Source organism: Escherichia sp. KS167_9B, from assembly GCF_030295215.1.
In the GTDB taxonomy this organism is placed as follows: domain Bacteria; phylum Pseudomonadota; class Gammaproteobacteria; order Enterobacterales; family Enterobacteriaceae; genus Escherichia; species Escherichia coli_F.
Window position 1 is genome coordinate 2,373,513 of the sequence record NZ_AP025754.1, and the last position, 25,917, is coordinate 2,399,429.

Sequence of the window (25,917 nt, forward strand, 5' to 3'; positions counted from 1 at the left end):
AAAATGACACCTGAATCGGTCATGATGATGGGGACTGAAGCGATGAAAGTTGCGCTGGCGCTGGCTGCCCCGCTGTTGCTGGTGGCGTTGGTCACGGGCCTTATCATCAGTATTTTGCAGGCCGCCACGCAGATTAATGAAATGACGCTGTCGTTTATTCCGAAAATCATCGCCGTATTTATCGCCATTATTATTGCCGGACCGTGGATGCTCAATCTGTTGCTGGATTACGTCCGTACCTTGTTCACTAACCTGCCGTATATCATCGGGTAGCCCGTACAATGTTGCAGGTGACAAGCGATCAATGGCTTTCCTGGCTAAGTCTGTACTTCTGGCCGTTACTGCGCGTGCTGGCGCTCATTTCTACCGCGCCAATTCTGAGCGAACGCAGCGTGCCGAAACGGGTAAAACTGGGTCTGGCAATGATGATCACGTTCGCCATTGCCCCATCATTACCTGCCAACGATGTTCCTGTTTTTTCATTCTTTGCTCTGTGGCTGGCCGTGCAGCAGATCCTGATCGGCATTGCGCTTGGTTTTACCATGCAGTTTGCCTTTGCCGCTGTACGAACGGCTGGCGAAATTATCGGTCTGCAAATGGGGCTGTCATTTGCGACGTTTGTCGATCCGGGCAGCCATCTCAATATGCCCGTTTTAGCACGCATCATGGATATGCTGGCGTTACTGCTGTTCCTGACATTTAACGGTCATTTATGGCTGATTTCACTGCTGGTGGATACCTTTCACACCCTGCCTATTGGTGGCGAGCCGCTGAATAGCAATGCGTTTCTGGCACTCACCAAAGCAGGGAGTTTGATTTTCCTCAATGGACTGATGCTGGCGTTACCGCTCATTACTCTGCTGCTGACACTGAATCTGGCATTAGGTTTACTGAATCGTATGGCCCCGCAATTATCCATTTTTGTTATTGGATTTCCATTAACTCTGACTGTCGGTATCTCATTAATGGCGGCATTAATGCCGTTAATTGCGCCTTTTTGCGAACATTTATTCAGTGAAATTTTTAATTTGCTGGCAGATATTATCAGCGAATTACCTGTAATATGATTCCCTAATGTTTATCTTGTTATCCTAAGGATTATCTGAAAAATAATACCCACGAACATCTTCCAGGATACTCCTGTGGCGAAATATTTGTTTTAACCTCACTCACATATCGCAACATTTACTTTACTTTAAGACAATTCCAGGCAAATTATACAACACTTTACGGGATAGTAAGTCCGCCTGAAAAATCGCGAGAGTGGCGCATTAGGTGACCCATGTTGTTCCGTTTAGTCATGATGAAATATTCAGGTAAGGGGAATTATCGTTACGCATTGAGTGAGGGTATGCCATGTCAACGATTATTATGGATTTATGTAGTTACACCCGACTAGGTTTAACCGGGTATCTGTTGAGCAGAGGGGTTAAAAAAAGAGAAATCAACGACATTGAAACCGTTGATGACCTTGCCATAGCTTGTGATTCACAGCGCCCTTCAGTGGTGTTTATTAATGAGGACTGTTTCATCCACGATGCTTCTAACAGTCAGCGTATCAAGCTCATCATTAATCAACATCCCAATACGTTATTTATCGTTTTTATGGCAATTGCCAATGTTCATTTTGATGAATATCTATTGGTCAGAAAAAATTTATTGATCAGTTCTAAATCGATTAAACCGGAATCTCTCGACGATATCCTTGGCGATATTCTGAAAAAAGAGACAACGATAACCTCGTTTTTAAATATGCCGACGTTATCATTGAGCCGAACCGAATCGAGTATGTTGCGAATGTGGATGGCAGGTCAGGGAACCATTCAAATCTCCGACCAAATGAATATCAAAGCCAAGACCGTTTCATCGCATAAAGGTAATATTAAACGTAAGATCAAAACGCATAATAAACAGGTTATCTACCATGTCGTCCGACTGACGGATAATGTGACTAATGGTATTTTTGTCAACATGCGCTAACACATTCTGACTGGTGGTTTCCCACCAGTCAGGCTGAATTAGATTACTCTGCTTTCTCCACAAAGATACCGTCCTGATGCCCTGCTTCATTAAAGAACCAGATGCCGAGCGGGTAGTCTTCCAGCGAAACCAGGTACATTGTGCCTTCACTAAACTCCTCAACTGCCAGTACCACGCCAGGACGACGCGGACCGCCATCCGTTTTGACTGTTACCCGATCATTCACCTTCATCGTTTTCCTCCTGTGGCTTTGTGCCAGTGTAGAACAAATTCGTTTTTCTGGCAGCGCCAGGCGCGCGCGAGTGCTGATTTTCTCGACGGTCTATACTTAAGAGATGCCAGGCGGACTTAACGACTGGCGGCAACAACAGAGTAACGGTTGCGAGGAAAGATGATGAAAACCGCAAAAGAGTACAGCGATACCGCAAAACGTGAGGTCAGTGTCGATGTCGATGCCCTGCTGGCGGCGATCAATGAAATTAGCGAAAGCGAAGTTCATCGCAGCCTGCACGATCCTGAACACGTTAGTGTCGATGGACGTGAATATCATACATGGCGTGAATTGGCGGATGCCTTCGAACTGGATATTCATGACTTCAGCGTCTCTGAAGTGAATCGTTGAATGCACAATAAAAAAATCCCGACCCTGAGGGGGTCGGGATTAAACTTGCTTAAGCAAGAAGCACTTAAAAAATTCGTTACACCAGGAAATCTGATGTGTTCATCACCTTATCCGCAATTTTTTTCGCTGACAAGAAAATATTCGTGATATGAATGATTAACGCTACTTATGAATAGAAATGTGACGCGCGTCACCCCTTGGTGGCTCTGGCGTCAACGGGATCGCTCCCGAAAAAATCATCTTTGATAATTTGTGCTGTTTTGAGAATCATCCTGGTAAGGGGAGTACTGCGCAACCATGCTTTCAATTCAACAACCACTACTGGTTTTTAGCGATCTTGATGGCACCCTGCTGGACAGTCATAGTTATGACTGGCAACCAGCTGCCCCCTGGCTCAGCCGTTTACGCGAAGCGAATGTTCCCGTCATTCTCTGTAGCAGTAAGACCTCGGCGGAAATGCTGTACTTGCAAAAAACGTTGGGGCTACAAGGTTTACCGCTGATTGCCGAAAATGGCGCAGTGATCCAGCTAGCTGAGCAATGGCAGGATATAGACGGTTTTCCACGCATCATCTCAGGTATTACCCATGGCGAAATCAGCCAGGTATTAAATACGCTGCGTGAGAAAGAGCATTTTAAATTCACAACTTTTGATGATGTCGACGATGAAACCATCGCCGAATGGACGGGATTAAGCCGTAGCCAGGCGGCACTGACGCAGTTACATGAGGCATCTGTAACGCTTATCTGGCGCGACAGTGACGAGCGGATGGCGCAATTTACCACCCGTCTGAACGAGCTGGGCTTGCAGTTTATGCAGGGTGCGCGCTTCTGGCACGTCCTGGATGCCTCTGCCGGAAAAGATCAGGCTGCCAACTGGATTATCGCGACTTATCAACAATTGTCAGGCAAACGCCCAACCACACTTGGCCTGGGCGATGGGCCAAACGATGCGCCCTTACTGAAGGTAATGGATTACGCGGTGATTGTGAAAGGGCTAAATCGTCAAGGGGTGCATCTGCATCATGAGGATCCGGCCCGCGTCTGGCGAACGCAGCGAGAAGGACCGGAAGGCTGGCGTGAAGGCCTGGACCATTTTCTCTCTGCCCATTAAGCGTTGTCGCTCGCGAACACCCGATTGCGCCCTGCCTGTTTAGCGAGATAAAGCCGACGGTCAGCCAGTGACTGGAGTTGTTCAAAATCATAATCACCTGTTTCCTCGCTGCTGCTTACCCCCAGCGAGGCACTAATGCGTATCGTCGTACTCTTGGCGATCAACATCTCTTTTTCATTTAACTTCAGGCGAATATGTTCTGCAACTTCCGCGGCCTGCGCCAGATTCGCCCCTGGCAGAATCACACAAAATTCCTCGCCACCGACCCGCCCGGCAACATCCAGAGCACGCAAGGAACTGCTAATTAACCCGGCAGCATGAGAAAGCACACGGTCGCCCGCCTGATGACCAAAGCGGTCATTAATCGCTTTAAAATGGTCAAGGTCGACCTGAATGACAGAAAAAGGATGTTGGTGTGTCTGACACAATTTAGCGAGCTGACGGGCTTTTTCGAACAGGGCGCCACGGTTATATAAATGGGTTAAGGTGTCGTGCCACGCCTGCCACTGCAACGAGCTTTGCAGAACATACATGTTGCTGACCATCCGGCGAATCACATACCAGGAGATGAGTAACATGGAGGTAAAGAGCGCCCACAGCAGGGTTAATGCAATGCTGATGCTGCCGAAATCGCCGCGCACCCCTTCGCTTAGCGTATGGACGCGCACCAGCACACCGTCAAAGTGATCCAGCCGTTCCCAGCTAACATAGCGACTGTTCATACGAATGCCGCCCCGCGTGTCATGTTCCATTGCCTGCGCCAGTAAGGCGAGTTCACGAGGATCAAAAATATTCCCTGTTGAATGGTCAGGATTCGAAGAGGTCAATAATCTCAGCTTACTGTCATAGAGCTGATACTCACCGTCGAGGTTTTTATCGATGGCGTTTTGTAGAAATTGTTGCATGGTACGTACAGGAATATTCATCCCCAGCACGCCATACCAGTAGTTATTACTGTCTACCGGAACACTGACGGTAACCTGAGGTTCAGTATTGCTGGCGTGTTCTGACTGCGAGGTGAACCAACGTACCGCGCGTTGACGATTTTCTCGTTGAGAATGACCGATAAACCAGGGTTGGGTGACATAGCCGTAATAACGCGTTGGTACATTGCGCGTAAACAAGGTCGGCTGCGTCGAAACGTAAAATCCGGCACGCGAGACATACATAGCTTGTTCGACCATCGACGAGGAATTGTGCGCCAGTCGTAGCAAGTAACCAACCTCCAACGCAGCAGTAACTTCATTGTCGAGGCTTTCATTTTCGCGAGACAGGAGATTTCCCTCGCTGACTAATGCATCCGAAACGCCATTGACTGGCAGGGTGCGTCGTCGGTTGAGTTCGATTTGCCAGGCGTGATCGTCGCGACGCTGTTCGAACTCCGTTACGGCATTACGCAAAGAGGTAAAATCCAGTGGCGCTACGAGAGCTTCGCGCATGCCATTACGCAAAAAGATCAGTTTGTCGACGTTATACTGCAGATGCTTATCGAGCGCGTTAGCTACGTTTTCCAGATGATTACGCTGGCTGGAGATATAGGCATCTTCCAGAACCACCACTTCACGCCAGGTGAGCAAGGTGGAAAAAAGCAGCACTACGATAAAGCAGAGATTAACGACATGACCAGGCCCCAGGCGGCGCGCAAGTTTTTTCAACCAGCTCTGGTTTTCCATTTTTGTCTCGTGCTGCACCCTGACGACTCCCAACCTGCTTTTTTATGATTCTGGCATAACCTGGCGATAGCGTACCGCAAAACAGTCATAATTTTATAATGGTGACATAACAAGACGCGACAATCATTCATTGCAGGCATTGGCATATCAGGCCGGATGTGATCCGGCCTGATGTTAATGATACTCTTTCAAACTTCTTCCGCAGGACGACTCCCCTCCCCCGGAACAAGCTCGGTTTCATGAAAAGCTTCCCGCTTGACCCCATAACCGTCATACCAACGACACTCAACCATACCGCTGGAATAGCCGGTGACAATCATCCGCGGGCCGCCCTCTTTAACCGTAACTTCCTCACTAATCATAAAGCTCATACTCGCCTCCTTTTTTCGAGTGAAACTTGTTCACCTTAGTTGAAGATGGCGAATTTTGCATAATAGCCAGTGCGAGTATTAATGTGCCTGACCGCGCATTTTCGCAACCGCTTTCACTCCCAGCACCACAATGCCGCCGATGATAAAACCAAGTATCAGATTTAAAACAGTCGGTAATATCATCGCCACCACTGCACTTTGCTGCCCGGCGAAATGTTCAATGGCGTGATGCAGCGGCGCAATACCATGAACCACAATCCCGCCACCGACGAGGAACATCGCCAACGTGCCGACAATCGATAACGCTTTCATCAGCCAGGGCGCGATAATCAATAACCCTTTACCCAATGCCTGCATCAGCGCGCTGGATTTTTCCGCCAGCCAATACCCCAGGTCATCAATCTTAACAATAACCCCTACCAGCCCATAGACGCCCACGGTCACTACCAGTGCGATGCCTGAAAGCACCAGCACCTGATTAAGCAACGGCGCTTCTGCCACAATCCCCAGCGTGATGGCGACGATTTCCGCAGACAAAATAAAATCAGTACGAATCGCCCCTTTTATTTTGTCCTTTTCAAACTTCAGCGGATCCTGCGCCGCCAGCTTCTCCAGACGCTGCTGACTCTGCGCCGGATCTTCTTTGTGTTTACGCGCCTCCAGCATATGCAGCACTTTCTCTACCCCTTCAAAGCAGAGAAACGCGCCGCCAATCATCAACAAAGGCGTAATCGCCCACGGGATAAATGCACTGATGATCAGCGCCAGCGGCACCAGAATCACTTTATTGATCAGCGATCCTTTCGCCACCCCCCAGACCACGGGAAGTTCCCGGTTGGCACGCACACCTGAAACTTGTTGTGCATTGAGCGATAAATCATCCCCTAGTACACCGGCGGTTTTCTTCGCCGCCAGTTTGCCCATCACGGAGATATCGTCCAGCAGTGTGGCGATATCATCGAGCAACGTCAGTAAACTACTCCCGGCCAAAAGCATTCCCTCTCATTTTTATTGTTGAAGGGAGTAAGTATGAAGCAAAAACGGCAGCTCTGATACTTGCTTCATAGGTCAACATTTTTTTAACAATCAAGTGCAATTATATCTCTCGCCAGCAGAATGATTTTCACGTTTACTATGAACCACCTTTTTATTTTCACCGTGAGGGATTATGCGTTTCCGCCAGTTGTTACCGCTTTTTGGCGCGCTGTTTGCGTTGTATATCATTTGGGGCTCAACCTATTTTGTCATTCGGATTGGCGTGGAAAGCTGGCCTCCGTTAATGATGGCGGGCGTTCGATTCCTGGCAGCCGGTATTTTATTGATGGCATTTTTGCTACTGCGCGGACACAAACTTCCCCCGCTACGTCCGCTGCTCAATGCCGCGCTGATTGGCCTGTTATTGCTGGCTGTCGGTAATGGCATGGTAACGGTTGCTGAACATCAAAATATTCCTTCCGGCATCGCCGCCGTAGTGGTTGCAACCGTCCCCCTCTTTACCCTGTGCTTCAGCCGCCTGTTTGGCATTAAAACGCGCAAACTGGAATGGATGGGTATCGCCATTGGGCTTGCCGGAATCATCATGCTCAATAGCGGGGGCAATTTAAGCGGCAATCCGTGGGGCGCGATTCTGATTTTAATCGGCTCGATTAGCTGGGCGTTTGGCTCGGTTTACGGTTCGCGCATTACCTTGCCAGTAGGAATGATGGCGGGTGCGATTGAGATGCTGGCGGCAGGCGTGGTGTTAATGATCGCGTCGACGATTGCGGGTGAAAAACTGACGGCGCTCCCTTCCCTTTCAGGCTTCCTTGCGGTCGGCTATCTGGCGCTGTTTGGTTCGATTATCGCCATTAACGCTTATATGTATTTAATCCGCAACGTCAGTCCGGCTCTCGCCACCAGCTACGCCTACGTTAACCCGGTGGTCGCGGTCTTGCTGGGTACGGGACTGGGCGGAGAGACGCTGTCTAAGATTGAATGGCTGGCGCTCGGCGTGATTGTCTTCGCGGTGGTACTGGTCACGTTGGGAAAATATCTCTTCCCGGCAAAACCCGTAGTTGCGCCAGTTATTCAGGACGCATCAAGCGAGTAAATGAATCCCCTGCGTGTCGATCTGCGCGCTGGCACCTTCGCCGCAGATCCACTCTTCCAGACGCTCGCTAAGCGCTTCATCCGTCAGCTTCTCGCGCCCACGTAACGCACACTCCCAGACAATCAGTACGCGCCAGCCAAGCTCCTGCAAGCGACTGATATCGCGGCGATCGCGCTCAACATTTTTACCTATCTTCTCCAGCCAGAACTCGGTTCGAGTCGCAGGCACTTTAAACAGATAGCAGTGATGATGGTGCCAGAAGCAGCCGTGGGTAAATATCACGCAGCGATATTCATCAAGAACAAAATCCGGGCGTCCGGGCAAACTGGCGTCCTGAACGCGAAACGCCAGTCCCTGCCCGGTTAACAAACTGGCGAGGCGCTTCTCAATCGCCGTATCGCGCGTGGCAATTGCGCGCATATTTTTGCTGCGTGTAGCCTTATCGTGAACGTCGGCCATGTTTTGCTTCCTGCTGACGCAACGCCACTGCCTGTTTGATTTTTGGCTCAAGCAGTTTTGCCACCGCGGCAAAGACCGGCACGACCACCGAGTTACCGAACTGGCGATAGGCCTGAGTGTCCGAAACCGGAATGCGAAATTTCGCTTCTCCTGGTGCTTCAAAGCCCATTAAGCGCGCACATTCACGAGGCGTTAACCGACGTGGGCGGTGTTGCTGGTTCTGCGGATCGTCAAAGTCTTTCTCACCCGTGGCTATATCCCAGCCGCGATCAATTAAAATTTCCGCGCCATCTTTGTAATAACGAGCAGAAAGCGTACGCGTGACGCTTTGCGGATTGTTCGGATAAACCATTCCATAACCGAAGCCGTTACCGCGCGCCTGATGTTTTTTCGCATAACGATAGAGGTACTTCCACAGCACCGGCGTCAGGATATATTTCGCCTCAACCATCGGGTCCAGTAACTGCGCCAGTGTCACTCGCTGTGCAGGGAAACATTTGCTGATCTCACGCAGGGTAAAATCGGCTTTCAGATTCAGGTCGCGACGAAAACCCACCAGCACGATGCGTTCACGGTGCTGCGGAAGGAAATGTTTACCGTCAATGATTTTCGGATCGTCCGGGCCATTATCTTCTGCATCTGCCACGTCATAGCCCAGTTCGTCCAACGTCTGCATGATGATACGGAACGTTTTCCCCTGGTCGTGGCTTTTCAGGTTTTTGACGTTTTCGAGCACAAAAATCGCCGGGCGACGCGCGTCGATAATACGCACCACATCGAAGAACAGCGTGCCCTGGGTATCACAGGCAAAACCGTGCGCTCGTCCGAGTGAGTTCTTTTTCGATACGCCAGCCAGAGAAAACGGCTGACAAGGAAAACCGGCCAGTAAAACATCGTGCTCAGGAATATGTTGACGGATATGTTCCGCCGCCGCGTCATCACCTATACCCTCTTTGTGGCTGAGAGTGATGTCGCGAATATCTTCATTAAAGTGATGCGCCGCCGGGTCGCAATAATAGTTGGCTTTATAAGTGCGTACAGCATGTTTGTTCCATTCGCTGGTAAACACGCACTGCCCACCAATCGATTCAAAACCGCGACGAATACCACCAATCCCGGCAAATAGATCGATAAAGCGAAACGCATAATGCGGATGATGTGCCGGTGGAATGGGTAACAACGTTTGCAGATGGGCGAACTCTTTCTCACTTAAACGGTGCCATGCTGAGTCATTCGCCAGCGCACGTTTTAAAATTGCCGCGCTCCAGTGATTCTCACCCACACCATTAAGCTGCGCCACCAGCGTTTTGACATCATAAATTTGCAGCAGTTGCTCCAGCATTGCCTGTGCGGCATTCCCGGTGCTGTATGAATCGGTTACTGATATATTTTCCTGCATAGATTTAACCGGCCATCTGAGATGGTCGACAGGTTAACATAATTACCATCATTTAGGGCCACGCGCTCAGCCAACCGGTGAAAACGTATCAATCACCTTGTGATCGATACCTTCATTCTCCCCCGCCAGCTCGGCACTGAGCTTCGCCATAAACTCGACTAAAAATTGCGCGTTGTACTGCGCCAGTTGTTTGCCTTTTATGGTTTGCATGGTGTGCGGTAGCTTCAGCAACTTAGTCTGAAAATGATCCAGCGCGTAACGTTTATCATCAAGTGGGCGATGCTGCGCGAACGGATCTTCGCCATCAAACAATGCCACGCCCAACGCCCCCGAAACGGCAAACACACGCGCCAGGCCAATCGCCCCCAGAGCTTCCAGCCGATCCGCATCCTGAACGATTTTAGCTTCCGCCGTTAAAGGGGCGATTTGCGCGCTAAAACTGTGTGCGGCAATGGCATGGCAAACAGCCTCGATTTTTTCCGCTGGAAATTGCGCGAATTCTTCACGCAGCAGGCGACGCGTCTTTTCTGCTGCCAGTATTGAAGAACGCTGCCGTTGCGGATGATTTTTCGCCAGGCTCACGATATCGTGAAAATAACAGGCGGTTAAAATCACCAGCATATCAACGTCGTCATCTGCCGCTAGTTTCTGTGCCGTAGCCCAGACGCGGCGAAAATGACACAGGTCATGTGCCGCGTCCTGATGTTGATGATGGTTTTTCAACCAGTTTTCGAACTGTGCCTGCCAGTGTTGTAAGTCCATACGCGCTCCGTTGCCAAAGAGTCGCAACCTTAGCAGTTTTTATTCATAGCGTCTGCTACGTGCGGGACGAGGTCGGGTGTACCAGGCAATGCCGCCTAGCAAGGCACCAACCAGGGCCATAAACAGAAATCCGACCAATGCTCCTAACCACTTCCCCGCAGTAGATCCTAAATCACTTTCAAATCCCGACACGGGGGCATCGGGGATCCGGCTCATCACCCAGATGTATCGCGCCATTGCCCAGACGAAATAGCCACACCATGTATAGAAAGCCCACAAAGCCAATTTGCCGCCAGGGCTGCGAGAGAGTCTCTCTTCCATCTTTGTCGAACCGTATTCCATTTTGAGATAACCCGGAAAATTCAGACTTAGTACTATTATGTGATAAAAGTCACATTTTTCCACATTGGATGAGTCAGTCAAGACTCAATCATTTTTTGAGCAAATAGATAGTTTTTGCGCAACGGCAATAATTACCGGAAAAACAGCAATAAAGATTTATGTTTATCTTGGATAATGGTTTTATTAATTCACCCAAACAATACATTAGCACTGAATACAATTATACCTTTTTAGATTTCTGTGTCATGATAACCCCGTTATTAGCCTTTTATCGTCTTGTTTATATTTTTTGGGCCGGCATGATGCCGGCTTTTTTTATGCTTTCATTAATGTGCGCGCGATCACATAGGCCGTTTAGCGCAACAATCATTGACACTTCCCATCTTTCCAATCAACTCATAACATATTGATGTATATTCATAATTTTCATGAATGTATATATCTAGAATTCATAATTCTGAATTATATTAAATAGATTGGAAACATTTTAAAATCTTTTAAATACATTTGTTACATGTAATCCTTAAAATAAAATGAACTTCATAGAATAGTATCCAAATGTGCTTTTTTTTGGATAACGGCACTTATTGATATATTCATGAAGATTATAATCACAAGGGAATACATAATGAAAAGAAAAGTTCTGGCAATGCTGGTCCCGGCGTTATTAGTTGCTGGCGCAGCAAATGCGGCTGAAGTCTATAATAAAGATGGCAATAAACTGGATTTGTACGGAAAAGTAGCGGGTCTGCACTACTTCTCTGATGATTCTGGCAGCGATGGCGACATGTCATATGCCCGTATCGGTTTCAAAGGTGAAACTCAGATCGCTGACCAATTCACTGGTTACGGTCAGTGGGAATTTAACATTGGCGCAAACGGTCCTGAAAGCGACAAAGGTAATACCGCAACGCGTCTGGCATTTGCAGGTTTCGGCTTTGGTCAGAATGGTACTTTCGACTATGGTCGTAACTACGGTGTCGTTTATGACGTAGAAGCATGGACCGATATGCTGCCAGAATTTGGTGGCGATACCTATGCTGGCGCTGACAACTTCATGAACGGTCGTGCTAATGGTGTTGCAACCTACCGTAACAATGGCTTCTTTGGTCAGGTCGATGGCCTGAACTTTGCTCTGCAATATCAGGGTAATAATGAAGATGATGGATTATTCGGTCAGGAAGGTTCTGGTAACGGTAATGGCCGTAAGTTAGCTAAAGAGAACGGCGACGGCTTCGGTATGTCCACTTCCTATGACTTCGACTTCGGTTTAAGTCTGGGTGCTGCATATTCTAATTCTGACCGTACTGACAATCAGGTTCACAAAGGTTTGCATAACACTCGTTATGGAGATCGCTTCGATGCAACTGCTGGCGGTGAAACAGCTGAAGCATGGACCGTTGGTGCTAAATACGACGCTAATAACGTTTACTTAGCAGCTATGTATGCTGAAACCCGTAACATGACTGGTTACGGTGATGCTGATGCCATCGCTAACAAAACCCAAAACTTTGAAGTTGTTGCTCAGTATCAGTTCGACTTCGGTCTGCGCCCGTCCATCGCTTACCTGCAATCTAAAGGTAAGGATTTAGGCGGTGTAAATAGTGATAACTTCGACAGCCAGGGTAATCATCATTACACCAACAAAGATCTGGTTAAATATGTTGATATTGGTATGACCTACTACTTCAACAAAAACATGTCCACCTACGTTGATTACAAAATTAACCTGCTGGACAACGATGATGACTTCTACGAAGCAAACGGCATCGCTACCGATGATATCGTTGCTGTGGGCTTAGTCTACCAGTTCTAATCAGCCAACACGCCTCGGCGTGTTACTGTAAAACATAACACTAGGCTGTGTCCCTTAATTACGCAACCGTTGATAAAAGAGTCGGATGCAGCCCAGTTTCACCATCGCCAGATAATTTCTCGCCGTTTTGTCGTAACGCGTAGCGATGCGGCGGTATTCTTTCAGGCGACCAAAGCACCGTTCAACGACGTTGCGATTGCGATATGCATCGCGATCAAGCCGTGCTCGTCCATCCGATGCCATTTTTTCATTTGATTTTCGGGGGATGACTGCCTTTATGCCTTTATTTTTCAGCTCGTTGCGCAATGTGAGTCCGGAGTACGCTTTGGCGGCCAGCACAACATGACCACGGCGTTTCATGCAACCGTTCTGACGATGAACGCCAATGCCGTCCAGAAGTCGTTGCGCGAACTGGCTTTCATGAGACTGCCCGGGGCTTAGCACGATATTTAACGGGAGGCCGCTTCCGTCTGTTGCCAGATGGATTTTGGTGCCCAAACCGCCTCGAGAGCGACCCAGCCCATTATCTCCGTCGATATCGGAATTTTTTTTGAGCTCCGGCGGCGCATTTTAGTGCCCGGATATTACTGCCATCCAGCGCTGTGGCAGACCAGTCAACAAAGCCGTTCGCATCAGGTAGTGAAAGCAATCTGTTGAAAATGATGTTAATCACGCCTGACTTTGACTACCTGTTAAAGCGGTTATAAACGGTTTTCCATGGCCCAAATCGTTCGGGTAAATCGCGCCATGGTGCGCCGGAACACAATACCCAGAACATGCCGTTGATGATTTTACGATGCTCTGCACATGGGCGCCCGGCCCGTCGTGTGGCAGGTTCAGGGGGCAACAAGGGCTTGATGATGGTCCATGCTTCATCGGGGAGGTCGTAGCGAGCTATGGTTCAATATGTTGTGGAAACAGACCGTTACTATAGCTCAAACTATTACGGGACACAGCCTAATAAAATCATGGCTCCTCACAAAGAAAACATCATTGAAAGAGCTCAGCAGTTTAAAAGAGTTTTAGTTTTACAGGATACAATTGAACTTAATTATTCTGATCTGAATGAAAAACAGGGAGTTGGTCCTAAAAAATATAAAGATGAAAGAAACTTATTTCTTCATCCTCAACTCGTCATCAGTGAGTCAGGTGTTTGCCTTGGGGTTTATGATGACTATCAGTGGTTCAGGGATGAATTAAAGACCAGTAAAAATACCCGATAAGAAATCTGCAATGATTTACTTCATAAAAACATGTCAGTGAAAAAGAAACCTGGCGTTGGGTTGAAGGATATAATAAAGCAACAGAACTGGCCCGCCAATGCCCTGCTACCCATGTATTGTCAATTTCTGAGCGCGAAGGCGATTATTATGATCTGTTTGAACACGCAGAACAGACTCCCTGAATAAAAGCTGACTGGCTTGTCAGAATGAAATTTAATAACAGAGCCACGCTGAATATCAATGGAAAACGTGATCATAGGTTGTTGCACGAAAGAATCATGGAGATTACACCGCAGCAACTGGTTGAATTCGCTATACCAGATGGGCGGGGGCAGCCAGCCAGAACAGTGACACAGGAATTGCGCCTGGCCAGACTGACACTGCATCCCCCCACCGGACGTAGAGGAAAGCTTCGTTGTGTTCCGGTAACCGTAACAGTTTTGCTTGCAAAAGAAAGAAACCCACCGAAAGGGACCCAACCTCTTATCTGGTAGTTAATGAGTAATATTCCTGTTGAAGATTTAACGGAACCAGCACAACTTATTCAGTGGTATTTACAACGCTGGCAAATTGAAGTTTTTTTTAAGTATTAAAAAGTGGATGTCAGGTTGAGACATTACAGCTTGAAACGTTTGAAAGAACCCGGAACAGTCTCGCGCTATATTTAATAATAGCCTGGCGAATCATGTATATAACCTCATTGTATAAAACTATGCCAGAAATATCTAGCAAATTTATTTCCCCCGGAGATGAGTGGAAATACCTCTGGCTTCTTGTTGAAAATACAGCACCTCCGAAAAATCCTCCTGATATAAAAACAGCAACAGTAATGTTGGCGAGACCTGGAGGATATCTGGCAAGAAAAAATGATTCGCCACCAGGCCCAAAAGCAATATGGTCAGGATTAACACGATTAATGTTGTCAATTAATGACATAGAAATATCCCAGAAAACTTGTGGGTAAGGGTATGTAAGGGCAACGGTGATCATGATTGGATCCTGGCGGATAAAAACGCGCATACCTTAACGATAAGCGCGATGTTGTTCAAGTAGATATGGGGTATGTATTGGCCTAATGATGTTGGGTTTATCGTCAAAACGCTTACCTGAGAGGTAAGCGTTTTGCGCGTATTACTGAAAAAAGCGAATTATTTGTAAGTTGCAATCGTAATATTGCCAGAGAAATTTCTCCTTATATTGCGGATATCATTATCCCTTGACCGATTATCATCTTTAGCGTAGTTATGGATGATACTTTCGCCTTTAGTGGTATAGATATAATTAGCAATATCAAAGGTGTTATTCTCGCTATTTACGACTGCTCTTAAAACGTAAAGGGTTTGTGTGAATCCGTTTGCTGAGAAATCGGCATGAAAATGGTTATGTCTACCATTCAAAGCAACAAAACTCGGACAATCAATTAATTTATCGCTAACAGCTAGAGCGGCGCTACGCACATCATGTGCAGCGTTATCATTAGCAACATGAAATGCTTGTGAACAAGCATAAAACAAATTTCCAATCCCGGTAGGACTGGATAAACAAGAAATAATTTCTTCTCTTTTTTCTGGCGTTATACGATCCTGCTTTAAAGACTCTCTCACCAGATGACATTCATCAGATTTGAAAATAAATTCCTCGAATATTTTCTCATAAACATCATGAGAAAGAGATCCAGAGCGAGTGAAAGATTCGTAGGCATGAAATTTTTCGCGAAGTAAGTCTCTTATAGTGCTGTTTATTTTTTCACCACAACATAAAACAAATGAACTTCCCTCCAGAACTTGTCTTTCTGCATCTGCAAGGAGTGAGCTAAATTCCGCCTCTCCAAGCGTAAGGTTTTCCATACCTGATTGATGTAAATACTGTTCTGGAATTAAATCTTTTTGTTCCTTTAGAAGCTCGATCATTCGGCATTCGGTTTGCTTATCAGTACAGGAGGACATGTTATAGTTATTTTTAGCAACTTCCAGCTTAAGAGCATTTGCAGCAACTGTTAATTCTGAGAGTTGATGTTTTTCAAATTGATCGTGATCTGATAATAACCTTATAAACTCTTTTACATTTCGACCACTAAAATCCTGTTCCCTACTCTTTTGATCAAAACATTTTTTTTGTTATTGAGCTCACGATACATATCAGTGACTTTAAATTTATTACTTCCGGTCTGCTCAATTTTTGTATAACTATCCATGCCTGTAACGGCAATCCATGTCTTATAATTCGTATTCTCCGATTCAGGCGTAACATGAAAATAAGGAACCAATTTATCACTAATATCATGCCGATAGATATGAAAAGAATCTAAAATGTATAATAATAAACTGCGAAAAACTTCACGAAAACTGTCATCGTGAGACCTTGCCCTATAATTATCGAGCAGGCCACTTTGTTCCATCGCATTTAACTTAGAAATATTACTCTCGAGGCTTTTTTCGATACTCTCCCTTAGATTCTGATTTTGTAACTGGCTATTATCATTCTCTGTTTTATTTGGATATATATTACTCGTCACACTAACCATAGTAACCTCGCTATTCCTCACGATGAACTATTAATTTATACACAACAATCCGAATTTAACACCATCGCTGAATATCTTAGCCCTAACTATCAACACCCAAGTTACCAGTGCAGCGACTTAAATTAACGTCCTGGGCTAATAAATTGTGCCTGAGATGATCTCTGGCACAATTTCACCTTATATATCTGAACGGAACTATCAAAAATCGCTCATCAGTAATCCCCTGAGCTATTTAGTTGTTTGTTTAATTACCCTTGGCTTCTATGCCGCTGGGTTTAATACCTTGTTACACCCCTGGCACCCACAGGGACGGGCTGTTATACGGAAAACGATCTACTGGGGCATTTTCAAATCCATGGCTTGGTGAATCCGGTATTAGTACCAGTCCGTTGTGAGCTGCGTGAATATGCAGCAGTGAATCACTCCCTGTGTCGATATGCAGCGTCGGTACACCCCGGTCGATCTCAAGAATGAGGCCGAAACACGCCGTGCCGGATACATCCACAACTTCACACTGAAGGTTTTGATCTGCTGAAATATTTACCTGATAGGACTGACAGACTTCTTCTGGCTGCTCAACGTTACCCAATTCTCAGTCCTGTAACGTCATGGTCATCGTTCAAGGCTAGTCTGTGAGTATGACATTAGCAGCGCACACACCTGATGGCGGAACTGCTGACGCTTGCTTATCCTTGTACGCCGCTGACACCATGTATACCAGCCGCTGCGGGCCACCCGGAGCACACGGCACATTGCTTTGATGCTGAACTCCGCCTGATGTTTTTCAATAAAGACATACTTCATTTCAGGTGCTTCGCGAAGTATGTCGCGGCCTTTTGGAGGATGGCCAGCTCTTCATCCCGCTCTGCCAGCTGGCGTTTGAGACGTGCAACCCCGGTGGGCATCTCCAGCTCACGTTCAGAAGAACGTCTGCTGATGTTGCTGTTTACTGCGCCAGTTGTAGAGCTGTGATTCATACAGGCTGAGTTCACGGGCTGCGGCAGCACACCGATGCGTTCAGCAAGTTTCAGGGCTTCACTGCGAAATTCAGGCGAATGTTGTTTACGTGCTTTTTTGCTGGTTGATACAGATTTTGTCATGTGAGTCACCTCTGACTGAGAGTTTACTCACTTAGCCGAGTGTCCACTTACTGGGTAAGATCATTTCATCTCCATCTACGGCACACGCAATTGCCAAACATATCGATACAGCACCTTACCCTGCCCCTCCTGGCACAATAACATCTACCAGCGACTCTTCCAGCCCCCCCCAAATGCATTTCTTTATGAATTAATCTGCAACAAAACCGCCTCCCATATAGAAATATTTGCAAAAATAGTGCATGAAAAAAGCTTTTTCTCTGCCAATCCGGGATATAAATATTCATCAGCACCACGATATTCCACAGTACTAAATCTCTCCCCGCCGCCCCGTACCTCTGATAATGGTCTAAAATCATTGAGGCCACTTGCGACGGCGTTGCTCAATAAGGAAAATTTGGCGTGAATAATATTCAACACCAGTGCAGCATCATCATTACATACTTACGCCCGTCGCCTACCGCTTTCGATATATTGACTCAATTTTCCAGCCTGGTTAAAAATAGCGACCAGCTCAGTCGCAAATATAGTGACTAACCTAACTAAGCAACAACAAGGAATACACTATGACTGTTCAAAAAAGTAAAGATCCGCAGGTCGATACTGCTGAAGATAATGCATTCTTCCCTTCAGAATATTCGCTTAGCCAATATACCAGTCCTGTCTCTGATCTTGATGGCGTGGACTATCCAAAACCGTATCGCGGTAAACACAAAATTCTGGTGATCGCCGCGGACGAACGTTATTTGCCGACCGACAACGGCAAATTGTTCTCAACCGGTAACCATCCGATTGAAACGTTGCTGCCGTTGTATCATCTCCATGCTGCAGGTTTCGAATTCGAAGTGGCGACCATTTCCGGCCTGATGACCAAGTTTGAATACTGGGCTATGCCACACAAAGATGAAAAGGTAATGCCGTTCTTTGAGCAGCATAAATCGTTGTTCCGCAATCCAAAGAAACTCGCGGATATTGTCGCCAGCCTCAATGCTGACAGCGAATATGCAGCAATCTTTGTTCCTGGTGGTCATGGCGCACTTATTGGTTTACCAGAAAGCCAGGACGTAGCTGCCGCTTTACAGTGGGCAATCAAAAATGACCGTTTTGTTATCTCCCTTTGCCACGGCCCGGCGGCATTTCTGGCGCTTCGCCACAGCGATAACCCACTGAACGGTTATTCCATTTGCGCATTCCCAGACGCCGCAGACAAACAAACGCCAGATATTGGCTATATGCCGGGTCATCTCACCTGGTACTTCGGCGAAGAGCTGAAGAAAATGGGCATGAACATTATTAATGACGACATCACCGGGCGAGTTCATAAAGACCGTAAACTGCTCACCGGCGACAGTCCTTTCGCAGCGAATGCGTTGGGTAAACTGGCAGCACAGGAAATGCTGGCAGCTTACGTGGGTTAATCCCTGTTACATTGTAATGTAAGCGCATAATCAATCGCAGCCACGTGAGCACTCACGACGTGGCTGCGTTTTTTCACGGTTAACCTGTGGCGTACTGAAGCCATAGGTTAATTTCTTTGCGGTAACGTAATACGGAACACATTATGCTTATTTAAATAGTGATATGTAGCACTTCCCCCATGCAATTCGGCAATTGCTTTGACTAAAGAAAGGCCAAGCCCCTGACCTGCAGAATGACGCGAATTATCTCCCCGCCAAAATCTACGGAAGAGTTTTTCCGGCTCATTAATTTTCGATCCAGGGCTGGCGATATCAATATTAAGAGAGCCGTTGACATCAAGAAAACTGGTTATATGAATGCACGATTTTTCTGGTGAATATCGAATGGCGTTAACAATAAGATTCGATAACATTCGTTGAAGTAAAATTTCATCCGCAAAGATTTGCTGATTGCACTCGACCTGAAAACGAATCTCTTTCTCTTCTGAAAGGTATTCAAGATAGTCTAACAAATTCCCAATTTCCTTGTTAAGAGAGAGCGAATCCAGTTTCACCAAAACATTGCTTTTATCTGCTCTGGCAAGAAACAGTATGTTCTCTGTTAACCGCGAAATATTTTCCAGCTCTTCAATGTTTCCGGCAATTGTTTTTTGATACTCAGCGATACTTCGGGTTTGACTGAGCGTCACCTGATTCTGACCCAGTAATGCATTAATTGGTGTTCTAAGTTCATGAGCGAGATCGTCAGCAAATTGGCTAAGGCGCTCAAAATCTTTTACTAAAGCATGGTGCATTTTATTCAACGCCTGACCGAGAGGTTTTAATTCACTCGGTAGTGCGATAACCTCAACAGGCTCTCGGGTGTCGCTATAATTTAATGCTTCCGTTACCCCACTCAACTTTTTGATCTCTCGTAATCCCGTTCTGATTAACAGCGGACTTAATACTGAGCACAGTATAATGGCGACGATGCAAATTATAATGCTATTAATTTTATACTGTTCAAGCATGTTATGTCTGGCTGAAGCCAATTTAGCCACAGTAACCGTTAATGATGGCGAAATTTCATCAATGTTAATTCGTAAAGCATCTATCTCTGTGTCATTAATAATGCTTCTGTAAATGCCAGCTGCACTGATTGTCTCAGAAGCAGGTATGTTATTTAACATGTCATCACTGACATTTGTCCGGTTAACAATTTTATTGATGCCATGACCATGAATGATCAAAATATCCTGACTAACATCCATCATCCGGTTAAAATAGACAGGTAAAGTATCTGGATTTACCCCATCAATTAGTAACTGCTTGATCTGTGCAGTCCGGTTAATGAGTGTTGTATCATCGCGCCATTTCAACTCACTTGCCAGGCCATTATAGAGAGTCCAGACAATTCCAGCGCCAGCGACAGACAGTAGCAATATAAAAAGCAAGGTTAAACGGACGGTTATAGATAATCTTTTCATTATTTTTTTACCGCTACAAATGAATACCCCATTCCCCGGATTGTAGCGATTAGCTTTTCAGGAAAAGGATCATCAACTTTTGCGCGGAGCCTGCGAATAGCGACATCCACCGTATTAGTATCACTATCGAAATTGATTCCCCAAATTTCACTCGCAATAACCGTTCTGGGTATAATTTCGCCAGCTCTGGAGGCCAGTAGCCAAAGTAACTGAAACTCCTTGCGCGTCAGTGTAATACTGATATTGTCCCTGCTCACACTTTGGCTGACAGAGTCCATTCTTAATCCGCTGATTTCTAATGTTGAATTCAGCGCATGATGTTGCCTTAATTGTGCCCGAACCCTCGCCAGCAACTCAGAAAATGAAAAAGGTTTTACCAGATAATCATTTGCCCCACTGTCCAGCCCTCTGACTCTGTCATCGACAGAATCCCTTGCTGTAAGGCAAATAACGGGGGTTTGCTTTGCCGTTCGTAACGTTTGTAAGATCTGCCAGCCATCCATACCCGGAAGCATAATATCCAGAATGATCAATGAATAATCATCCTTCAGCGCAAGATAAAGCCCATCTCTGCCATCAGAAACCGCATCAATGACATAACCTGCTTCTGAAAGCCCCTGCGTTACCCATTCCTGGGTCCTTTGATTATCTTCAATAAGTAGAATCTTCATGAAAATAATATGCCATAAATCATATGTTATAGAAACAGCCTGGTTCATTACAAAATTGTAATGCTTCTGTAAGGTTATCACAGACGTTTTTTCGCTATCCTCAAAACTCATTCACATGACAAGGATATAAACATGTTAAAGCGTTATTTACTACTCTCGGTTGCAACGGCTGCATTTTCATTACCTTCTTTGGTTTATGCCGCACAACAAAACATTCTTAGCGTGCACATTTTGAACCAGCAAACAGGAAAACCCGCTGCCGACGTGACAGTCACTCTGGAAAAGAAAGCGGATAACGGCTGGTTACAACTTAATACCGCCAAAACAGATAAGGATGGACGAATCAAGGCACTGTGGCCCGAGCAAACTGCAACCACGGGCGATTACCGTGTTGTATTTAAAACTGGAGAATATTTTAAGAAACAAAATCTTGAAAGTTTCTTCCCTGAGATCCCTGTTGAGTTTCAAATTAATAAAGTGAACGAGCATTATCATGTGCCTTTGTTACTTAGCCAATATGGGTATTCAACATATCGTGGCAGTTAATGCGTAAATATGTAAAAGCAGATCTCTGCTACTGTTAGGGAGGAGACTCCCTGACAGATTAACAATCTCTTACTGGTTAACGACAAAACAGTGTGATGGCTTATGAAAAAGAATCAATTTTTAAAAGAATCTGATATTACTGCCGAGTCGGTATTCTTTATGCAGCGTCGGCAGGTGTTAAAAGCACTGGGCATCAGCGCAGCTGCACTTTCTTTGCCTCACGCCGCACATGCTGATCTGCTTAGCTGGTTTAAAGGGAACGATCGTCCGCCCGCCCCCGCAGGGAAACCGCTGGAGTTCAGCAAGCCTGCCGCCTGGCAAAATAACCTACCGCTGACGCCAGAAGATAAAGTTTCCGGCTATAACAACTTCTATGAATTCGGGCTAGATAAAGCCGATCCCGCCGCTAATGCTGGTAGCCTGAAAACCGATCCATGGACACTGAAAATCAGTGGCGAAGTGGCAAAACCATTAACACTCGATCACGATGATTTAACTCGTCGCTTTCCGCTGGAAGAGCGTATTTATCGTATGCGCTGCGTGGAAGCGTGGTCGATGGTGGTGCCGTGGATTGGTTTTCCGTTGCATAAATTGCTGGCGCTTGCAGAACCCACCAGCAATGCAAAGTATGTTGCTTTCGAAACGATTTATGCGCCGGAACAGATGCCAGGCCAGCAGGATCGCTTTATTGGCGGCGGGCTTAAATATCCTTATGTCGAGGGATTACGTCTCGACGAAGCAATGCATCCGCTCACACTGATGACCGTAGGTGTTTATGGCAAGGCGTTACCGCCACAAAATGGCGCGCCGGTGCGACTGATTGTGCCGTGGAAATATGGCTTTAAAGGGATTAAATCGATCGTCAGTATTAAGCTGACCCGCGAGCGTCCGCCAACCACCTGGAATATGGCAGCGCCTGATGAATACGGTTTTTACGCCAACGTTAATCCGCATGTTGATCACCCCCGCTGGTCACAGGCTACTGAGCGATTTATTGGTTCAGGCGGCATCCTCGATGTACAGCGCCAGCCAACGCTACTGTTTAATGGTTACGCCGACCAGGTGGCATCGCTGTATCGTGGCCTGAATTTGCGGGAGAATTTCTAAATGCGTCTGACAGCAAAACAGGTGACATGGCTGAAAGTTTGCCTGCATCTTGCCGGATTGTTGCCGTTGCTCTGGCTTGCCTGGGCGATCAATCACGGTGGACTGGGAGCCGATCCGGTGAAAGATATTCAGCATTTTACCGGACGCACTGCACTGAAATTTTTGCTGGCGACCTTGTTAGTTACACCTCTGGCACGTTACGCAAAGCAGCCATTATTGATACGCACTCGCCGCCTGTTAGGCTTATGGTGCTTTGCCTGGGCGACACTGCATTTAACCAGTTACGCATTACTGGAGCTGGGCGTGAATAATCTGGCGCTATTAGGTAAGGAGTTAATCACCCGACCTTATTTAACGTTAGGTATTATTAGCTGGGTAGTTTTGCTTGCTTTAGCGTCCACTTCAACCCAGGCGATGCAACGAAAACTCGGTAAACACTGGCAACAGTTGCATAACTTCGTCTATCTTGTCGCGATCCTGGCCCCAATACATTATCTGTGGTCAGTGAAGATTATTTCACCGCAGCCACTCATCTACGCAGGGCTGGCAGTACTGCTTTTAGTCTTACGGTATAAGAAGTTGCTTTCCCTTTTCAACCGGCTACGCAAGCAGGTTCACAACAAATTATCTCTATAACTTCATATTGCCGATAAAGTATGCGTTATCCCTGCCGGATGCGGCGTGAGCGCCTTATCCGGCCCACACAGATCGCATCAAGTTATGTTTCGTTTGTCATCAACCTCAAATCATCGAAGTAATTTATTTTATTTCAATAAGATAGAGAGTACACCTGGGTACACTATGCACTCGTCTCCCAAGAGTTGTTGCATTTTGTTATGTGTTACAATATAACATTACATATCATATAAAATAACTCTGGAGGAAACTGTTTTGGCGATTCGTCTTCATAAAATGGCTATTGCTTTAGGTGTATTTATTGTTAGCGGTCCTGCCTTTTCGCATGGTCATCACTCACACGGTAACCCCCTAACAGAGGTCGAACAAAAAGCGGCTAACGGTGTTTTTGATGATGCCAATGTACAAAACCGAACGCTCAGTGACTGGGATGGAGTCTGGCAATCCGTTTATCCCTTACTGCAAAATGGCAAGCTTGACCCCGTCTTTCGAAAGAAAGCGAATGCAGATAAAACCAAAACATTCGCAGAAGTTAAAGATTATTATCAGAAAGGCTACGCGACAGATATCGAAATGATTGGTATTGAGGACGGCATTATTGAATTCCATAGAAATAACGAAACTACATCCTGTAAATATGATTACGATGGCTACAAAATACTCACCTATAAATCAGGCAAGAAAGGCGTTCGTTACTTATTCGAATGTAAAGATCCTGAAAGCAAAGCCCCTAAATATATACAATTTAGCGATCATATAATTGCACCACGAAAATCATCTCATTTTCACATTTTTATGGGTAATGATTCACAGCAATCTTTATTGAATGAAATGGAAAACTGGCCAACGTATTATCCCTATCAGTTGAGTAGCGAAGAAGTGGTCGAGGAGATGATGTCTCATTGATTTTTTTGCGCTGACTTCAGTTATTTAACAGAACAGTGCCTGGTAGTAACGACAATAATTTACCAAGACAAATAAATAAGACAAACTCAGACACGCTTATGCTTGAGACGTGTCTTTTTTATTATGTCTGTAGAAAAAAACTGAGGAAACGGCGAACAATAAATACACAACTCACCAATACAGACTGGTAGCGCCAATGTCTCCAGGAGCAAGTCATCTGTCATGGTAAAGCTAACCAGAAATATAGGTTAATTTTGGTATTTAAACCTTTTTTACTTGTTAGTATGATACAAAGGCTTTCAAAAAAGCTGGGAAATTCAACAACTCTTGGAAATTATGGACTTTGTCCCGCGGCTTTAATCTGACGGCCGCGTTCCTTTTTTGGCTCAATTATTGCCCCCTTCTCTACGCAACTTCAGTTCCCACCACCAACTTTGCGGCAGCTTCGTAGGATCAATGTCTAAAAGAATAATGGTGACCGAAAAGAAAACGACTGAATAACTGCAGATTTACGCTCGAAACCCTCATGTCAGATCAATAGCTAATCAAGTGCTGAATGTCACAGTATCGAACAGAAAACAGTGACGATCTAAACCTTCAAGAATATTCTACGGTTGTTCTGTTAAGAAAAAGCAAGGCGGGAAGTTAGGAGATAAGTCATTGATAAAGTGGCGGAGAGAGGGGGATTTGAACCCCCGGTAGAGTTGCCCCTACTCCGGTTTTCGAGACCGGTCCGTTCAGCCGCTCCGGCATCTCTCCGTTCAGATGGTTGCCATGATGCCAGGAAATTTGGCATTTTAACAGTCCCTGTCCGTGCAATTTTGTTCAAGTGACGAGTTTGCGAGCAAAACGATGATTAAGTGGCCCTGGAAAGTACAAGAATCAGCACATCAAACTGCCCTTCCCTGGCAGGAAGCATTATCGATCCCCCTTTTAACGTGTCTGACGGAACAGGAACAAAGCAAATTAGTCACTCTTGCCGAACGTTTTTTACAGCAAAAGCGGCTTGTTCCTTTACAGGGCTTTGAACTGGATTCATTAAGAAGCTGCCGGATAGCACTTCTATTTTGCCTGCCCGTTCTGGAGTTAGGACTGGAATGGCTGGATGGTTTTCATGAAGTCTTAATTTATCCTGCGCCATTTGTGGTCGATGACGAATGGGAAGACGATATCGGTCTGGTGCATAACCAACGTATTGTTCAGTCAGGTCAGAGCTGGCAGCAAGGGCCAATCGTTTTGAACTGGTTGGATATACAAGATTCGTTTGATGCTTCTGGTTTTAACCTGATTATTCATGAAGTCGCTCATAAGCTGGACACCCGTAACGGCGATCGCGCCAGCGGAGTTCCCTTTATTCCGTTGCGTGAGGTTGCTGGCTGGGAACACGATCTTCATGCCGCAATGAACAACATTCAGGAAGAGATCGAATTAGTCGGTGAGAATGCGGCGAGCATCGATGCTTATGCTGCCAGTGATCCTGCTGAGTGTTTTGCTGTACTTTCTGAATATTTCTTTAGCGCCCCAGAACTTCTTGCTCCTCGTTTCCCTTCATTGTGGCAACGTTTCTGCCAATTTTATCAACAAGATCCTTTGCAGAGACTGCATCACGCTAATGATACAGACTCGTTTTCGGCGACGAATGTTCATTAATTAACAACTTTGCAGATTAATTAACCAATTGAAATGACTTATGA

Annotated in this window: 27 protein-coding genes, 1 tRNA gene and 3 pseudogenes; 15 read left to right on the top strand and 16 right to left on the bottom strand. The window is 46.1% G+C overall.

From position 1 onward, the window contains the following. Positions 1-3: 3 nt before the first annotated feature. The 3 genes from fliQ to rcsA all read left to right on the top strand — a co-directional run bounded on the left by fliQ (position 4) and on the right by rcsA (position 1,980). Positions 4-273, top strand: a complete 270-nt coding sequence (fliQ, locus tag QUE34_RS11980; RefSeq protein ID WP_000187358.1) for a flagellar biosynthesis protein FliQ — start codon at positions 4-6, stop codon at positions 271-273. 8 nt (positions 274-281) lie between these two features. Further along, positions 282-1,067 carry a flagellar biosynthetic protein FliR gene (gene fliR / locus QUE34_RS11985; protein WP_000942317.1) on the top strand — a complete coding sequence of 262 codons (786 nt, stop codon included), beginning with the start codon at positions 282-284 and terminating at the stop codon, positions 1,065-1,067. Between the two features lie 289 nt (positions 1,068-1,356). Then, the gene (rcsA, locus tag QUE34_RS11990) at positions 1,357-1,980 is read left to right on the top strand and encodes a transcriptional regulator RcsA (RefSeq protein WP_000104001.1); all 624 of its coding nucleotides are present in this window, start codon (positions 1,357-1,359) and stop codon (positions 1,978-1,980) included. 43 nt (positions 1,981-2,023) lie between these two features. Here the strand turns inward: rcsA and dsrB are convergent, their stop codons facing one another. Beyond that, a complete protein-coding gene (gene dsrB, locus QUE34_RS11995) occupies positions 2,024-2,212 on the bottom strand; it encodes a protein DsrB (protein WP_000867217.1) in 189 nt (62 codons plus the stop codon). Positions 2,213-2,374: 162 nt separating this feature from the next. Between dsrB and yodD the strand changes: the two genes are divergently transcribed. Then, on the top strand, positions 2,375-2,602 hold the full coding sequence (gene yodD / locus QUE34_RS12000) for a peroxide/acid resistance protein YodD (protein WP_032303267.1): 228 nt from the start codon (positions 2,375-2,377) through the stop codon (positions 2,600-2,602). Between the two features lie 297 nt (positions 2,603-2,899). Further along, complete coding sequence (locus tag QUE34_RS12005) at positions 2,900-3,715, top strand: mannosyl-3-phosphoglycerate phosphatase-related protein (RefSeq protein ID WP_105268765.1); 816 nt, start codon at positions 2,900-2,902, stop codon at positions 3,713-3,715. Here the strand turns inward: QUE34_RS12005 and dgcQ are convergent. The 3 genes from dgcQ to QUE34_RS12020 all read right to left on the bottom strand — a co-directional run bounded on the left by dgcQ (position 3,712) and on the right by QUE34_RS12020 (position 6,755). Continuing rightward, positions 3,712-5,406: a cellulose biosynthesis regulator diguanylate cyclase DgcQ gene (gene dgcQ / locus QUE34_RS12010; protein ID WP_105268766.1), complete on the bottom strand. Its 1,695-nt coding sequence runs from the start codon at positions 5,404-5,406 to the stop codon at positions 3,712-3,714. The genes QUE34_RS12005 and dgcQ overlap by 4 nt on opposite strands. Before the next feature lie 170 nt (positions 5,407-5,576). Then, positions 5,577-5,759, bottom strand: coding sequence for a YodC family protein (locus QUE34_RS12015; RefSeq protein ID WP_000009244.1), 183 nt, complete (start codon positions 5,757-5,759; stop codon positions 5,577-5,579). A gap of 78 nt (positions 5,760-5,837) precedes the next feature. Further along, positions 5,838-6,755: a DUF808 domain-containing protein gene (locus tag QUE34_RS12020; protein WP_000922683.1), complete on the bottom strand. Its 918-nt coding sequence runs from the start codon at positions 6,753-6,755 to the stop codon at positions 5,838-5,840. Positions 6,756-6,927: 172 nt separating this feature from the next. Between QUE34_RS12020 and yedA the strand changes: the two genes are divergently transcribed. Then, entirely contained in the window at positions 6,928-7,848 is a 921-nt protein-coding gene (gene yedA / locus QUE34_RS12025) for a drug/metabolite exporter YedA (protein WP_032303269.1), read from the top strand. On the opposite strand, the gene vsr is transcribed toward yedA, so the two are convergent. The 4 genes from vsr to drpB all read right to left on the bottom strand — a co-directional run bounded on the left by vsr (position 7,837) and on the right by drpB (position 10,789). After that, positions 7,837-8,307 (bottom strand): VSPR family DNA mismatch endonuclease, encoded by a 471-nt coding sequence (gene vsr / locus QUE34_RS12030; RefSeq protein WP_000785992.1) that lies wholly within the window; start codon positions 8,305-8,307, stop codon positions 7,837-7,839. The two genes, yedA and vsr, sit on opposite strands and share 12 nt — an antisense overlap. Beyond that, the gene (gene dcm, locus QUE34_RS12035; protein ID WP_032303270.1) at positions 8,288-9,706 is read right to left on the bottom strand and encodes a DNA-cytosine methyltransferase; all 1,419 of its coding nucleotides are present in this window, start codon (positions 9,704-9,706) and stop codon (positions 8,288-8,290) included. Before dcm ends, vsr begins: the two co-directional genes overlap by 20 nt. 66 nt (positions 9,707-9,772) lie before the next feature. Then, positions 9,773-10,468: a phosphohydrolase gene (locus QUE34_RS12040; RefSeq protein WP_032303271.1), complete on the bottom strand. Its 696-nt coding sequence runs from the start codon at positions 10,466-10,468 to the stop codon at positions 9,773-9,775. A gap of 39 nt (positions 10,469-10,507) precedes the next feature. After that, positions 10,508-10,789, bottom strand: coding sequence for a cell division protein DrpB (drpB, locus tag QUE34_RS12045; protein ID WP_243040254.1), 282 nt, complete (start codon positions 10,787-10,789; stop codon positions 10,508-10,510). 649 nt (positions 10,790-11,438) lie between these two features. On the opposite strand from drpB, the gene ompC reads away from it, so the two are divergent. Beyond that, complete coding sequence (gene ompC / locus QUE34_RS12050) at positions 11,439-12,626, top strand: porin OmpC (RefSeq protein WP_032303273.1); 1,188 nt, start codon at positions 11,439-11,441, stop codon at positions 12,624-12,626. 54 nt (positions 12,627-12,680) lie between these two features. Here the strand turns inward: ompC and QUE34_RS12055 are convergent. Then, positions 12,681-13,524 (bottom strand): annotated as a pseudogene (locus QUE34_RS12055) (IS5 family transposase). 13 nt (positions 13,525-13,537) lie between these two features. Between QUE34_RS12055 and QUE34_RS12060 the strand changes: the two are divergent. Both QUE34_RS12060 and QUE34_RS28455 read left to right on the top strand, forming a co-directional pair. After that, positions 13,538-13,849 (top strand): hypothetical protein, encoded by a 312-nt coding sequence (locus QUE34_RS12060; RefSeq protein WP_157945238.1) that lies wholly within the window; start codon positions 13,538-13,540, stop codon positions 13,847-13,849. A gap of 712 nt (positions 13,850-14,561) precedes the next feature. Beyond that, positions 14,562-14,813: an IS4 family transposase gene (locus QUE34_RS28455; RefSeq protein ID WP_349817641.1), complete on the top strand. Its 252-nt coding sequence runs from the start codon at positions 14,562-14,564 to the stop codon at positions 14,811-14,813. A gap of 184 nt (positions 14,814-14,997) precedes the next feature. On the opposite strand, the pseudogene QUE34_RS28460 reads toward QUE34_RS28455, so the two are convergent. From QUE34_RS28460 to QUE34_RS12090, 4 genes and pseudogenes are all read right to left on the bottom strand, one after another. Then, positions 14,998-16,373: pseudogene (locus tag QUE34_RS28460) on the bottom strand (hypothetical protein). Positions 16,374-16,659: 286 nt separating this feature from the next. Continuing rightward, positions 16,660-16,962 (bottom strand): hypothetical protein, encoded by a 303-nt coding sequence (locus QUE34_RS12080; protein ID WP_248793828.1) that lies wholly within the window; start codon positions 16,960-16,962, stop codon positions 16,660-16,662. 26 nt (positions 16,963-16,988) lie between these two features. After that, positions 16,989-17,473: pseudogene (locus QUE34_RS12085) on the bottom strand (transposase); the annotation flags it as partial. 183 nt (positions 17,474-17,656) lie between these two features. Next, the gene (locus QUE34_RS12090; RefSeq protein ID WP_157945177.1) at positions 17,657-17,893 is read right to left on the bottom strand and encodes a hypothetical protein; all 237 of its coding nucleotides are present in this window, start codon (positions 17,891-17,893) and stop codon (positions 17,657-17,659) included. 146 nt (positions 17,894-18,039) lie between these two features. Between QUE34_RS12090 and hchA the strand changes: the two genes are divergently transcribed. Next, positions 18,040-18,891: a glyoxalase III HchA gene (gene hchA / locus QUE34_RS12095; protein WP_000218041.1), complete on the top strand. Its 852-nt coding sequence runs from the start codon at positions 18,040-18,042 to the stop codon at positions 18,889-18,891. Between the two features lie 107 nt (positions 18,892-18,998). Here hchA and hprS read toward each other — a convergent pair whose 3' ends face one another. Further along, on the bottom strand, positions 18,999-20,357 hold the full coding sequence (hprS, locus tag QUE34_RS12100; protein WP_032303278.1) for a two-component system sensor histidine kinase HprS: 1,359 nt from the start codon (positions 20,355-20,357) through the stop codon (positions 18,999-19,001). Then, positions 20,357-21,028: a response regulator transcription factor HprR gene (gene hprR / locus QUE34_RS12105; RefSeq protein ID WP_032303405.1), complete on the bottom strand. Its 672-nt coding sequence runs from the start codon at positions 21,026-21,028 to the stop codon at positions 20,357-20,359. Before hprR ends, hprS begins: the two co-directional genes overlap by 1 nt. Before the next feature lie 132 nt (positions 21,029-21,160). Between hprR and hiuH the strand changes: the two genes are divergently transcribed. From hiuH to zinT, 4 genes are all read left to right on the top strand, one after another. Then, positions 21,161-21,574 (top strand): hydroxyisourate hydrolase, encoded by a 414-nt coding sequence (hiuH, locus tag QUE34_RS12110; RefSeq protein ID WP_000920116.1) that lies wholly within the window; start codon positions 21,161-21,163, stop codon positions 21,572-21,574. A 102-nt stretch (positions 21,575-21,676) separates the two neighbouring features. Continuing rightward, positions 21,677-22,681, top strand: a complete 1,005-nt coding sequence (msrP, locus tag QUE34_RS12115; protein ID WP_032303279.1) for a protein-methionine-sulfoxide reductase catalytic subunit MsrP — start codon at positions 21,677-21,679, stop codon at positions 22,679-22,681. Next, positions 22,682-23,317 (top strand): protein-methionine-sulfoxide reductase heme-binding subunit MsrQ, encoded by a 636-nt coding sequence (gene msrQ, locus QUE34_RS12120; protein WP_032303280.1) that lies wholly within the window; start codon positions 22,682-22,684, stop codon positions 23,315-23,317. Positions 23,318-23,572: 255 nt separating this feature from the next. Further along, complete coding sequence (gene zinT, locus QUE34_RS12125) at positions 23,573-24,223, top strand: metal-binding protein ZinT (RefSeq protein ID WP_032303281.1); 651 nt, start codon at positions 23,573-23,575, stop codon at positions 24,221-24,223. A 669-nt stretch (positions 24,224-24,892) separates the two neighbouring features. Here the strand turns inward: zinT and QUE34_RS12130 are convergent. Then, positions 24,893-24,982: transfer RNA gene (locus tag QUE34_RS12130), tRNA-Ser, on the bottom strand. A gap of 93 nt (positions 24,983-25,075) precedes the next feature. Between QUE34_RS12130 and mtfA the strand changes: the two genes are divergently transcribed. Beyond that, positions 25,076-25,873 carry a DgsA anti-repressor MtfA gene (gene mtfA, locus QUE34_RS12135; RefSeq protein ID WP_032303406.1) on the top strand — a complete coding sequence of 266 codons (798 nt, stop codon included), beginning with the start codon at positions 25,076-25,078 and terminating at the stop codon, positions 25,871-25,873. Positions 25,874-25,917 lie beyond the last annotated feature (44 nt).